Raw genomic sequence first — 13,010 nt, 5'->3', positions numbered from 1 at the left:
GGCTAGTCGACCGGGCGGAGGAAGTAGCCCTTGCCGCGCACCGTCACGATGGTCACTCCGGTGTCCTCGGTGGGGAGCTTCTTGCGGAGGTAGCTGACGTACTGGTCGACGATGTTGTTGTCGACGATCTCGCCGCCGCCCCAGATCTCCGAGAGGATCCGCTGCCTCGTGACGACGGATCCGACCGGGGTGATCAGCAGCTTCAGGAGCTCGAGCTCCTTGGGGCTGACATGGATGCGGCTCGCGTCGGCGGTGCGGCGGATGCTGGAGCCGTCCACCGTGATGCGCCCCACCTCGATCGACGTGGACATCAGCGACGGGCTGCGTCGGAGCAGGGCGCGCAGACGCGCGTTGAGCTCGGTGAACGCGAACGGCTTCGTGAGGTAGTCGTCCGCTCCAGCGTCGAGGCCGAACACCCGGTCCTCGATCGCGTCGCGCGCGGTGAGCAGCATGATCGGGGTCGACCGGCCGAGCTCGCGGATGCGGCGGCAGATCTCGAAGCCCGACATCGCGGGCAGCATCACGTCGACGATCGCCGCCGAGAACTCGGCGTTGCTGAACGCGACCAGCGCGTCCACTCCGTTGGTGGTGAGCACGGCTTCGTAACCGGCGTCGCCGAGGCCTCCCACGAGAGCTTCGCCCATGGCCGGATCGTCTTCCACGACAAGGATCTTCACGGGCCTCACCCTACGGCGCGGCTCTCAGGAACGAGTGTTCCTGAGAGCCGTTCGAGGGATCTTCGGGGCGGCTCCGCGAGGAGTGCTGCCGCTCAGTCGTAGTACACGAAGGTGCTCGCGCACTCCTGGGAGCAGAAGGGCGAGTGACGGCGGGCACGATTGCTGCCGCACGCCTCGCACTTCTTGTGGTTGAGGTGAAGGAGACGGCGCCCGTCAGTCGGGGCGGGAGTTCGATGAGCATGATCGGTCCAGGGATTCACGCGCCGGGCTTCCATCGGGGGACGAGTGAGGTTTCGGGTCTGCACTCGGGGTGGCGCGTGCGCCGATCATAGGCCGCTTCGCGCCAAAAATGCACCCATACGGGGGCCGCAGCACGATAATCCTTGCTCGTTGCCAGAAAACGCGAAGCTTGATCGATCCTCGGCAGCCGGAAGTCCTAGCGGGAGGTCTCTCTGGGCAGGTCCCGGTGTTCTCCTGCGCTGCGAGCTCGAGTGGAACTCAGTGCGGTTGATCCCCCGCACGCGACCAGTAGCGGCCCGAAGGCAGTGCAGGCTCGGCGCTAGACCGAGCCCTGAAGGAGTTGCGGATCCGCATCCACTTCGAGAAGCCGGCCGGGGCTCCGGCCACCGCTAGGCCGCGGGTCGGGAGGGCGAGCCACCTCACAGACTGAAGGACGTGATCGACGAGACGCATACGGAGCTGTCGGTCCTCGATCGCTGATCGAGGGCGGTCTCGACCTCGCCGGAAGGTATCCGACACGGTGTTCGCTCACCGGACCGGCCCCTGGAAAGTGGTGCCCCCAGTAGGATTCGAACCTACGCCCCTGCCTCCGGAGGGCAGTGCTCTATCCCCTGAGCTATGGGGGCCAGGAGTGCCTGACCACATTAGCACCCGGCCGGAGGCGATCCGACGCCGGAACGTGCCGTGCGGCGTGCCACGATGGAGCCATGCTGCGCACCGTCTCCGCCTCGCTGGACCTGCGTCTCTCCGGGCCGACCGACCTGATCTTCCTCGTGGCCGCGGCGGAGACGGGCGACTCGTTCGAGGACTCCTTCTCGGTCCGGCTCGACGGCGAGGTGCTGCCCGTCAGGCAGTTCCCCGCTCGGCACGGATCGCGCGTGCACCGCGTGGAGGCGAACCGGGGCGAGATGCGGGTCGAGTACCGGGCGGAGGTCCACGGCCGGGGCGCACCCGACGAGCCGAGCGAGCTCGAGCTGGTGGAGTACCTCCGACCGAGCCGGTACGCCGAGGCGGACGTGCTCGGTGGCATCGCCCGCCGCGAGTTCGGCCGCGCAAGGGGCTTCGAGGCGCTCACAGCGGTCGAGGCGTGGGTCAACGGGCACCTCTCCTACGAGTACGGCTCGACCGTCGCCACCGGGGGAGCGGCGCAGGTCATCGACAGCGGCCGGGGAGTGTGCCGGGACTTCGCGCACACCTGCGCCGGGCTGCTGCGTGCGCTCGACATCCCGGCGCGGGTCAGCGCGGTCTACGCTCCCGGGCTCGAGCCCAAGGACTTCCACGCGGTGACGGAGGCGTGGGTCGGCGGCGCGTGGCACGTGATCGACGCGACCCGGCTCGCTCCGCGCGGGTCGATGCTCCGCATCTCGTCGGGACGCGACACCGCCGACACGGCCTTCCTCAGCAGCTACCTCACCGACCTAGCGCTCACCGGGATGAGCGTCGACGCGGAGTGCGACACGGTCGTCGAGGACGACCACGTGTCGCCCGTCCGTCTCGGCTGAGGTCAGGTCCCCACTGCGGCGACGGCGGCGCGCACGAGCGGTTCCGGATCGCCGGGTTCGACGAACGACGCGCTCGACGCCTCGATCCAGTGCTCGTCGAGCAGCACATCCGCTACTCCGCGGCCGGACGCGATCTCGTAGTAGCCCTCGACAGCGGGCGGCTTGCCGTAGGTCGGGACCGCGTTGCTCGTGCGGAAGAACTCGTTCTTGAGCGCTTCGACGAGCGACGCGTCGAGGTGCGCCACGGCGATCTGCAGCTCGGCGCCGGAGTCGTCGGACCAGCCGCAGACCAGGCCGTCGTACCCCGCGATCTCGGTCGAGACGGCCGTCCGCTCGACGGAGTCGTCGGGAGTGAACGCCGACCACAGCCCGGTCAGCGCCGAGGCGGGCACGAGCTCCTCGCAGGTCAGCGGCACCGGGGTGCCGGTGACGCCTCCGGCGGCGGTCGGAGCGGGCTCCGGAGCCGCCGTGCACCCGGTCAGCGCGCTGACGGCGACGACGAGGAGGAGGGCGGCGGGGCGTCGCATGCGCTGCACCCTAGCAAGCGCTCCCCGCCCGCGGCCGAGGGCGCCCCGCCCGCGCGGGACCCGGCCGGTAGAATCGTCCCCCGTGACTCCCGAACAGCTCGCCGCCTCCCTGCACGCCCTCGTCCTCGACGCCGTGCAGCGACGGGGGAGCGACGCCGAACCGGCTCTCGCCGACGTCGTGCTCGAGCGTCCGAAGAACCGCGACCACGGCGACTGGGCTTCGAACATCGCCATGAAGCTCGCCAAGAAGGTCGGAGCGAACCCGCGCGAGCTCGCGGCCGAGCTGGCCGAGGGCCTAGGGGCGGTCGACGGTGTCGCCAGCGTCGAGGTCGCCGGTCCGGGCTTCCTCAACGTGCGCCTCGAGGCGGCCGCCGCGGGCGCGCTCGCCGGCGTGATCGTCTCCTCGGGGGAGTCGTACGGCTCCGGCACCCTCTACACGGGCGTGAGGATGAACCTCGAGTTCGTCTCGGCCAACCCCACCGGCCCCATCCACATCGGCGGGACGCGCTGGGCCGCCGTCGGCGACAGCCTCGCCCGCGTGCTGCTCGCCCAGGGGGCAGAGGTCACCCGCGAGTACTACTTCAACGACCACGGCGCCCAGATCGACCGCTTCACCCGCAGCCTCCTCGCCGCTCACCGCGGCGAGCCCACTCCCGACGACGGCTACGGCGGCGCCTACATCGCCGACATCGCCGACCGCGTCGTCGCCGCGTATCCGGGCGACCTCTCGGTCCTGCCCGAGGAGGAGCTGGACGAGACGTTCCGCTCGATCGGCGTCGAGCTCATGTTCGGCGAGATCAAGCAGAGCCTGCACGAGTTCGGGGTCGACTTCGACGTCTACTTCCACGAGAACTCCCTGCACGAGTCGCGCGCCGTCGAGCGGGCGATCGAGCGGCTGCGCGGCCTCGGCCACATCTACGAGGCCGACGGAGCGACCTGGCTGCGCACCACGGACTTCGGTGACGACCGCGACCGGGTCATCATCAAGAGCGACGGGGAGGCCGCCTACATCGCGGGCGACCTCGCCTACTACCTCGACAAGCGCGAGCGCGGCTTCGACCGGGCGATCATCATGCTGGGCGCCGACCACCACGGCTACATCGGCCGAATGATGGCGATGTGCGCCGCGTTCGGGGACACCCCGGGCGTGAACCTCGAGATCCTGATCGGGCAGCTGGTGAACCTGCTGCGCGACGGCCAGGCCGTCCGGATGTCCAAGCGCGCCGGCACCGTCGTCACGATGGAGGACCTCGTCGAGGCCGTCGGCGTCGACGCCGCGCGCTACTCGCTCGTGCGCTCCTCCGCCGACTCGACGCTCGACATCGACCTGGACCTGCTCACGAAGCGGAGCAACGACAACCCCGTCTACTACGTGCAGTACGCCCACGCCCGCACCCGCCAGGTGGCGGCGAAGGCCGAGGCGTCGGGAGTCCCGCGCGAGCCGTTCGCCCCCGAGACGCTGGTCCACCCGACCGAGTCGGCCCTCCTGGGCGGTCTGCAGGAGTTCCCGAGGATCACGGCGCACGCCGCGGAGCTGCGCGAGCCGCACCGCATCGCCCGCTACCTCGAGGAGATCGCCGGGCTCTACCACCGCTGGTACGACAACTGCCGCGTCGTGCCGCAGGGCGAGGATCCGATCGAGGCGGTCCACTCCACGCGGCTGCGCCTCAACGAGGCCACCGGGCAGGTCCTGCGCAACGGGCTCTCCCTGCTCGGCGTGACCGCTCCGGACCGCATGTGAGCGGGTCGCCGGCGCCCCGCCGATCGCGATCGCGCCGCGGCGCGGTCGTCATCGTTGTCGTCATCGTGCTCGTGCTGCTCGCCGTCGCCGCGGTCGTCGCCGACTCGCTCGTGCGCCGCGGGGTGGCCGACTCCGCGGCGACCAGCGTCCGCGACGCCCTCGAACTCCCGGCCGACCATCCCGTCGACGTGGACGTCGCGGGCTGGGCCGTTCTGCCCCAGCTGATCTCCGGGAAGTTCGACCGGCTCGATATCCGGACCGAGGACGTCGCACTCGACGAGCTGTCCGGCGACGTCTCCCTGGTGCTCCGCGGCGTACCCGCCAGCGGGAGCGGCGCCCTCGACTCGGGCACCGCGACGACGGCGCTCGACGCCGACTCCGTGACGGATCTGATCTCGGAGCGCAGCACCGTGCCGATCGACTCGGTGGTGCTCGACGCACCGCTCGTGCGCGTCGCGACCTCGGTCGAGGTGCTGGGGCTCTCGCTCTCGGCCGGAGTCGGACTCGAGCTCGGCGCCGTGGACGGGCAGATCGAGCTCACTCCGTCCGAGGTGACCGTCGCGGGAGCCACGTTCCCGGCGGACGACGCGGAGCAGCGCTTCGGCGGGCTGACGGACGGCCTGCTCGGTCCCGGCACCCTGTGCATCGCGGACTCGGTGGCCCGCGGGCTCACCCTGACGGACGTGGAGGTCGCCGAGGAGTCGCTGATCGCGACCTTCTCGCTCACTCCGACGTTCCTCAGCGACCCCGCGCAGCAGGAGCCCGGAGTCTGCCCCTGATCCCGCGATCTGCGCGCGCTCGGCCGGGTGCGCCCGCCCGGTAGGATCGGAGGCCTGCGCCGGCGCTTCCCGCGGGCCCAGCACCGACAGCACTCAACGACAGCACTCATCGAACTTGCTGGCTTCAGGGGTCAATCCGGACTCGCTCGCCACGCAGTGACGCTCCCACTCTCTCCTGTGAGGTCTCACCCGTGGACAACGACGACGCGCACGCCCGCGCCCCGCGTCATCCGCTCGCGCCCGACTGGCTCGAGCGGCCCGAGGACGCCAACGCGCTCGACCCCGCCGTGTGGTCCGACAACGCCGCCCGCGGCTCCAACGGCTCCCTCGAGGTGGCCGGCGTCCCGGCGTCCCGCCTCGTCGAGGAGTTCGGCACTCCGGTCTACGTGATCGACGAGGCCGACGCCCGCCGTCGGGCCGTGCAGACGCGCGAGGCCTTCGAGCGCGAGCTCGGCCGCATCGGCACCGAGGTCACCGTGTACTACGCGGGCAAGGCGTTCCTCTCGACCGAGGTGGCCCGCTGGATGCGCGAGGAGGGGCTCAACATCGACGCGTGCAGCGTCGGCGAGTTCGCCGTCGCCCAGGCCGCCGGAGTCGATCCCGCCCGAGTGGGCCTGCACGGCAACAACAAGTCGGTCGCCGAGATCGACCGGGTCGTCGCGGCGGGCATCGGGGCGATCGTGCTCGACAGCCTCATCGAGATCGAGCGCGTCGCCTCCGCCGCGGAGCGCCACGGCCGCGTGCAGAACGTGCGCCTCCGCGTCAACAGCGGAGTGCACGCGCACACCCACGAGTTCCTCGCGACCGCGCACGAGGACCAGAAGTTCGGCCTCCCGCTCTCGGACTGCCCGGCCGCGGTCGCGCGCATCCGCTCGCACGCGAGCCTGCGCTTCCTCGGCCTCCACTGCCACATCGGCTCGCAGATCTTCGGCTCCGCCGGATTCGCGGAGTCGGCCTCGCGCCTCCTCGAGGTGCACGCGGGCCTGCTCGCCGACGGCCCCGTCCCCGACCTCAACCTCGGCGGCGGATTCGGCATCGCGTACACGAGCGCCGACGACCCCACTCCGATCGACGAGATCGCCGCGGCGATCGCCGACGCGGTCGCCTCGGAGTGCGCGCGGCACGGCATCCCGGTGCCCCACATCGCGATCGAGCCCGGCCGCTCCCTCATCGGTCCCGCGGGCCTCACCCTCTACGAGGTCGGCACGATCAAGGACGTCGTCGTGGGCGGCGCGGGCTCGACGAGCGTCCGCCGCTACGTCAGCGTCGACGGCGGGATGAGCGACAACGCGCGTCCGGCGCTCTACGGCGCGGACTACTCCGCCCGCCTCGCCGGCCGCGTGTCGGACGCCGAGCCCGCGCTCGTGCGCGTGGCGGGGAAGCACTGCGAGTCGGGCGACATCGTCGTGCACGACGAGTTCCTTCCCGCCGACGTGCACCCCGGCGATCTGCTCGCCGTCGCCGCGACCGGCGCCTACTGCTGGTCGCTCTCGAGCAACTACAACTACCTCGGCCGCCCACCCGTCGTCGCCGTGCGCGACGGGGAGGCCTGCGTCATCGTGCGCGGCGAGACCGAGGAGGACCTCCTCCGCCGCGATGCCGGCATCGAACGAAAGGCCACCAGCCGATGATCGAGTACCGCAGCCTCCGGGTCGCCCTCCTGGGTGCCGGGTCCGTCGGTGCCCAGGTGGCGCGACTCCTGCTCGACCACGGGGACGAGCTCGCCCAGCGGGTCGGCGCGCCCCTCGAGCTCGCCGGGGTCGCGGTGCGCGACCTCGACGCGCCGCGCACCGCCGACATCCCCCGCGAGTACCTGACGACCGACGCGGAGGCGCTGATCCTCGGCGCCGACATCGTGGTCGAGCTGATGGGCGGCATCGAGCCGGCGCGCAGCTACATCCTGAAGGCGATCTCGTCGGGAGCCGACGTCATCACCGCGAACAAGGCTCTGCTCGCGGCGCACGGCACCGAGCTCTTCGAGGCCGCCGACCAGGTCGGCGCTCAGCTGAACTACGAGGCGGCCGTCGGCGGAGCCATCCCGATCATCCGGCCGCTGCGCGACAGCCTCGCCGGCGACCGGGTCCACCGGATCCTCGGCATCGTCAACGGCACGACCAACTACATCCTCGACCGGATGGACACCGAGCACGCGACGCTCGAGGAGTCGCTGGCCCGTGCGACCGAGCTCGGCTACGCCGAGGCCGATCCGACCGCCGACATCGAGGGTTACGACGCCGCGCAGAAGGCCGCGATCCTCGCACGCCTCGCCTTCCACACCGACGTCCCGGTGACGATGGTGCACCGAGAGGGCATCACCGGCATCACCAAGCAGCAGGTCGACCAGGCGCGCGACTCGGGCTACGTCGTCAAGCTGCTCGCGATCTGCGAGCGGCTCGTCGACGCGAAGACGGGGGAGGAGGGCGTGTCGGCCCGCGTCTACCCGGCCCTCGTGCACCGCGCCCACCCCCTGGCCGCCGTGCACGGCGCCAACAACGCGGTCTTCGTCGAGGCCGAGGCCGCCGGCAGCCTGATGTTCTACGGCGCAGGTGCCGGCGGCATCGAGACCGCCTCGGCCGTTCTCGGCGACGTGGTCTCGGCCGCCCGTCGGCACGTCGTCGGGGGCCCCGGGCTGGTCACGAGCGCGAACTCGGGCCTCCCCGTCCTCCCCATCGGCCACGTCACCACGCGGTACCAGGTCACCCTCGAGGTCCTGGACCGTCCCGGTGTGCTCGCGCAGATCGCCGGCGTGTTCGCCGACCACGAGGTCTCGGTCGAGACCCTCGTGCAGACCCCGCCGTCGACCGACCCGCTCGAGGAGCAGGTGTCCGGTCTGGAGCGCCGCGAGCCGACCGCTACCCTGGTCATCGGCACGCACGCGGCGGCAGAGTCCGATCTGGCGGCCACCGTCACCGCGCTGCACTCCCACGGGTTCGTCGGCGCCGTGACGTCAGTCCTACGAGTTGAAGGAGCCTGAGATGGCGAAGCAGTGGCGCGGAGTCCTGCACGAGTACGCGGACCGCCTCGATGTGACCGAGGCGACCCCCGTCATCACGCTCGGCGAGGGCGGCACGCCGCTCATCCCGGCCGCGGCCCTCTCGGCCCGCACGGGCGCCAAGGTCTGGGTCAAGTACGAGGGGATGAACCCCACCGGCTCCTTCAAGGACCGCGGCATGACCATGGCGATCTCGAAGGCGGTCGAGCACGGCGCCAGGGCCGTCATCTGCGCCTCGACCGGCAACACCTCCGCCTCGGCCGCCGCCTACGCGACGCACGCCGGCATCACCGCCGCGGTGCTCGTGCCCGAGGGCAAGATCGCGCTGGGCAAGCTCAGCCAGGCGATCGCGCACAACGCGCAGCTGCTGCAGGTCCAGGGCAACTTCGACGACTGCCTCGACATCGCCCGCGACCTCGCGAAGAACTACCCGGTTCACCTGGTGAACTCCGTGAACCCCGACCGCATCGCCGGTCAGAAGACGGCGGCGTTCGAGGTCGTCGAGGTCCTGGGCGACGCTCCGGACTTCCACATCGTCCCCGTCGGCAACGCCGGCAACTACACGGCCTACTTCCGCGGCTACTCCGAGGAGCTGGAGCGCGGCGAGTCGACGAAGCTGCCGCGCATGTTCGGCTTCCAGGCCGAGGGCTCCGCACCGATCGTGCACGGCGCACCGGTGCGCCACCCCGAGACCATCGCCAGCGCCATCCGGATCGGCAACCCCGCCTCGTGGGAGCTCGCGCTCAACGCGCGCACCGTGAGCGACGGGTACTTCGGAGCGATCAGCGACGCGAAGATCCTCGAGGCCTACCGCCTGCTCGCCGGCGAGGTCGGCGTGTTCGTCGAGCCCGCCTCCGCCATCAGCGTCGCGGGCCTGCTCGAGCGCGCCGAGGCGGGGCAGATCCCCAAGGACGCCACCGTCGTGCTGACGGTCACCGGCCACGGACTGAAGGACCCGCAGTGGGCCCTCCGCACCGCCGACGGCTCCGACATCACTCCGACCGTCGTGCCGGTGGACACCGCCGCGATCGCGGACGTGCTGGGGCTGGCCGGCGCATGACCTCGGCGGTTCCCGTCGGCCGCACCGTCCACGTGAAGGTCCCGGCGACCTCCGCGAACCTCGGGCCCGGCTTCGACACGCTCGGGCTGGCCCTGTCGTCCTACGACGAGCTCGACGTGACGGCCGTGTCGGCGACCGGTGCGCGCGTGACCGTGCACGGCGTGGGCGAGGGGGAGGTGCCGACCGACGAGACGAACCTCGTCGTGCAGGCCATCGCCTACACCTTCCGGGACCAGCGCCAGGAGATGCCCGGCATCGACGTCACGGCGCGGAACATCATCCCGCACGGCCGCGGGATGGGCTCCTCCGGTGCGGCGATCGTGTCGGGGATCATGGCGGCGAAGGGGCTGCTCGACGGCATCGTCGAGCTCGACGCCGACGACCTGCTGCGCATCGCGACCGAGATGGAGGGGCACCCGGACAACGTGGCGCCCGCCCTCTTCGGCGGTCTGACCATCGCCTGGGTCGAGCCGTCCGGAGCCGACGACGCCCCGCTCCGACCGCGCTCCAAGCGCCTGATGGTGCACCGCGGAGTCTCGCCCGTCGTCTTCGTGCCCGAGCACCAGATGTCGACCCGGCTCGCCCGGTCCCTGCAGCCGCAGAGCGTGCCGCACGAGGACGCGGTCTTCAACGTCTCGCGCTCCTCGCTCCTGATCGCCGCGCTCATCCAGAGCCCCGAGCTGCTGTTCGCGGCGACCGAGGACAAGCTGCACCAGAACTACCGCGCGGCGGCGATGCCGCAGACGTCGGAGCTCATCGCGCTCCTGCGCTCGCACGGCTACGCCGCCGTCGTGTCCGGCGCCGGACCCAGCGTCCTGGTGCTCTGCAGCGACCCCGCGCAGCGCCTCGCGGCGGCCGAACTGGTCGAGAAGGAGGCGCACTCGCCGTGGCGCGCCCACATGCTGGCCGTCGACTTCAAGGGTGCTACAGTGGGGATCGCATCCTGAGGAACCGCGTAACGAGCGGAATCTGTCCGACGGATCGTCCCGATAACCACGGCCATCGCATCGTGTGAAGGGCGTCCACTGCTTCTCTTGCAGTTCGGCGTCCGGTCGTCCGCGCTCCTCCTGCGCTTTCCGAGGGGGACTGCGCGTGCGACCGAGAGCATCACGTGGATCAGAACACGTGATGGAACCGCACGGTCGATGAGCTCTCCCGGTGAGCAGTCGTTCCCGGGGGGAAGGAACCCTCTCCAGTGACAGATGTCAACACCCACGGCTCGACCGTGGAACTCAACGCCGACCTGTCGGCACTCCGCGTCGCGGAGCTCCAGGCTCTCGCGACGAGCCTCGGCCTCGGTGGAGCCTCCAGCTCCGCAAGGGCGAGCTCGTGCAGGCGATCACGGACCTCCGCGCCGCCGCGGCGTCCGAGGAGCCGATCGTCGACGCTACCAGCGTCGAGGCCGAGCCGGCCGACGTGGCCGAGCAGGCCGCTCCGGTGCTCGAGGCCCCGGCCGAGGTGCCGGTGCCCGTCGAGAGCACCGAGGCCGACACGGCCGACGTGCTCGAGCAGGCGGCGCCGACCGTCGACGAGGCGCCGTCGCCCGTCGCCGAGGCGGCCCCGGTCGAGATCGAGCTCCCCTCCGCGGAGCAGGTCGCCGAGCCCGCCGAGCGCGCTCCGCGCCGCCGCAGCTCGCGTCGCGCGTCCAGCGGCACCGTCGCCGCGGGCGAGCACCTCAACATCCCCGGAGGGACGGGCGTCGAGTCGCTCATCCCCGACCTGCCGGTGATCGAGAAGACCCCCGAGGCCGAGCAGGCCCCGAAGCCGGTCATCGAGATCGAGCTGCCCAACGGCCCCGAGTCCGACGACTCCTCCCGCGAGGGCGGGCAGCGCGAGCGTCGCGGCCGTCGCCGCAGCCGTGGCGGCGCCGCCGAGCAGAACGACCAGCCCGAGCAGACGGACGCCGTCGACTCGAGCTCGGACGACTCCGCCGAGGCGCAGAACGACTCCGATCAGAACCAGGGCGACCAGCAGAACGGCGAGCAGCAGGGCTCCGGTCGCGGCCGCAACCGCCGCAACCGCAACCGCAACCGCAGCGACGACCGTGCCGACCAGCAGGGCCAGAACGGCGGCCAGCAGCAGAACAGCCAGGGCAACCAGAACGGCCAGGGCGGCCAGAACGGCCAGGGCGGCCAGCCCGCCGCCGCTCAGCAGTCGGCCGGACCGGCCCAGGGCGCGCAGAACGGCCAGCCGGCCGAGGGCGAGGACGGCCGTCGCAGCCGCTATCGCGACCGCAAGCGCCGCGGCACCACCGTCGGAGACGACTTCGAGCCCGAGATCAGTGAGGACGACGTCCTCATCCCGGTCGCCGGCATCCTCGACGTCCTCGACAACTACGCCTTCGTGCGCACCACCGGCTACCTGCCGGGCGTCAGCGACGTCTACGTCTCGCTCGGCCAGGTCAAGAAGTACAACCTGCGCAAGGGCGACGCAGTCGTCGGCGCGATCCGCCAGCCCCGCGAGGGCGAGGGCGGCGGCCGCCAGAAGTACAACGCGATCGTCCGGGTCGACTCCATCAACGGGCAGACCGTCGAGGAGGCCGCGGCGCGCGTCGAGTTCCAGAAGCTCACGCCGCTCTACCCGACCGAGCGCCTGCGCCTCGAGACGGAGCCGGGCAAGCTGACCCAGCGGATCATCGACCTCGTCGCTCCGATCGGCAAGGGCCAGCGCGGACTCATCGTCGCGCCGCCCAAGGCCGGCAAGACGATCGTGCTGCAGCAGATCGCCAACGCGATCGTGCAGAACAACCCCGAGGTCCACCTCATGGTCGTCCTGGTCGACGAGCGTCCGGAGGAGGTCACCGACATGCAGCGCACCGTGCGCGGCGAGGTCGTCGCCTCCACCTTCGACCGCCCGGCCGAGGACCACACCACCGTCGCCGAGCTCGCCATCGAGCGCGCCAAGCGCCTGGTCGAGCTGGGTCACGACGTCGTCGTGCTGCTCGACTCGATCACGCGTCTGGGCCGCGCCTACAACGTGACGGCGCCGGCCTCGGGCCGCGTCCTCTCGGGCGGCGTCGACGCGTCGGCGCTGTACCCGCCGAAGAAGTTCTTCGGTGCCGCGCGCAACATCGAGAACGGCGGCTCGCTCACCATCCTCGCCACGGCGCTCATCGAGACCGGATCGAAGATGGACGAGGTGATCTTCGAGGAGTTCAAGGGCACCGGCAACATGGAGCTCCGCCTCTCGCGCCACCTCGCCGACAAGCGGATCTTCCCGGCGGTCGACGTCAACGCGTCGGGCACCCGCCGCGAGGAGATGCTCCTCAGCCAGGACGAGGTCAAGATCACCTGGAAGCTGCGTCGCGCCCTCGCCGGTCTCGACCAGCAGCAGGCGCTCGAGATCATCCTGTCGCGCCTGAAGGAGACGTCCTCGAACGTCGAGTTCCTGATGCAGGTCTCGAAGTCCGCCGTGGGCCCGACCACCGCCGGTCACGGCAACGGCCACCACTAGCGCCCTCACGTCCGCGGTCGTCCCCTCCCGGGGGCGGCC

The 13,010-nt window shown here is 71.3% G+C and carries 10 protein-coding genes and 1 tRNA gene; 8 read left to right on the top strand and 3 right to left on the bottom strand.

Annotation, left to right across the window (positions count from 1 at the left end):
* Positions 1–2: 2 nt before the first annotated feature.
* Both B0T42_RS03145 and B0T42_RS03140 read right to left on the bottom strand, forming a co-directional pair.
* Positions 3–644, bottom strand: coding sequence for a response regulator transcription factor (locus tag B0T42_RS03145; RefSeq protein ID WP_094742661.1), 642 nt, complete (start codon positions 642–644; stop codon positions 3–5).
* Positions 645–1,468: 824 nt separating this feature from the next.
* Positions 1,469–1,543, bottom strand: a tRNA-Arg gene (locus B0T42_RS03140).
* 81 nt (positions 1,544–1,624) lie between these two features.
* On the opposite strand from B0T42_RS03140, the gene B0T42_RS03135 reads away from it, so the two are divergent.
* The gene (locus tag B0T42_RS03135; RefSeq protein WP_077221911.1) at positions 1,625–2,419 is read left to right on the top strand and encodes a transglutaminase-like domain-containing protein; all 795 of its coding nucleotides are present in this window, start codon (positions 1,625–1,627) and stop codon (positions 2,417–2,419) included.
* Positions 2,420–2,421: 2 nt separating this feature from the next.
* Here the strand turns inward: B0T42_RS03135 and B0T42_RS03130 are convergent, their stop codons facing one another.
* Positions 2,422–2,946: a hypothetical protein gene (locus B0T42_RS03130; protein WP_077221910.1), complete on the bottom strand. Its 525-nt coding sequence runs from the start codon at positions 2,944–2,946 to the stop codon at positions 2,422–2,424.
* 82 nt (positions 2,947–3,028) lie between these two features.
* Between B0T42_RS03130 and argS the strand changes: the two genes are divergently transcribed.
* From argS to rho, 7 genes are all read left to right on the top strand, one after another.
* A complete protein-coding gene (argS, locus tag B0T42_RS03125) occupies positions 3,029–4,687 on the top strand; it encodes an arginine--tRNA ligase (RefSeq protein WP_077221909.1) in 1,659 nt (552 codons plus the stop codon).
* The gene (locus tag B0T42_RS03120; protein WP_077221908.1) at positions 4,684–5,466 is read left to right on the top strand and encodes an LmeA family phospholipid-binding protein; all 783 of its coding nucleotides are present in this window, start codon (positions 4,684–4,686) and stop codon (positions 5,464–5,466) included. Before argS ends, B0T42_RS03120 begins: the two co-directional genes overlap by 4 nt.
* A gap of 191 nt (positions 5,467–5,657) precedes the next feature.
* Positions 5,658–7,097, top strand: a complete 1,440-nt coding sequence (lysA, locus tag B0T42_RS03115) for a diaminopimelate decarboxylase (protein ID WP_077221907.1) — start codon at positions 5,658–5,660, stop codon at positions 7,095–7,097.
* Positions 7,094–8,440 (top strand): homoserine dehydrogenase, encoded by a 1,347-nt coding sequence (locus tag B0T42_RS03110; RefSeq protein ID WP_077221906.1) that lies wholly within the window; start codon positions 7,094–7,096, stop codon positions 8,438–8,440. Before lysA ends, B0T42_RS03110 begins: the two co-directional genes overlap by 4 nt.
* Position 8,441: 1 nt before the next feature.
* On the top strand, positions 8,442–9,518 hold the full coding sequence (thrC, locus tag B0T42_RS03105) for a threonine synthase (RefSeq protein ID WP_077221905.1): 1,077 nt from the start codon (positions 8,442–8,444) through the stop codon (positions 9,516–9,518).
* Complete coding sequence (gene thrB / locus B0T42_RS03100; protein WP_056866820.1) at positions 9,515–10,465, top strand: homoserine kinase; 951 nt, start codon at positions 9,515–9,517, stop codon at positions 10,463–10,465. Before thrC ends, thrB begins: the two co-directional genes overlap by 4 nt.
* Positions 10,466–10,847: 382 nt before the next feature.
* Positions 10,848–12,971: a transcription termination factor Rho gene (rho, locus tag B0T42_RS03095; protein ID WP_446737351.1), complete on the top strand. Its 2,124-nt coding sequence runs from the start codon at positions 10,848–10,850 to the stop codon at positions 12,969–12,971.
* Positions 12,972–13,010: the final 39 nt, after the last annotated feature.

This window comes from Rathayibacter rhapontici (assembly GCF_001995175.1).
In the GTDB taxonomy this organism is placed as follows: Bacteria; Actinomycetota; Actinomycetes; order Actinomycetales; family Microbacteriaceae; genus Rathayibacter.
This window is presented reverse-complemented; position numbering and strand designations above follow the sequence as displayed.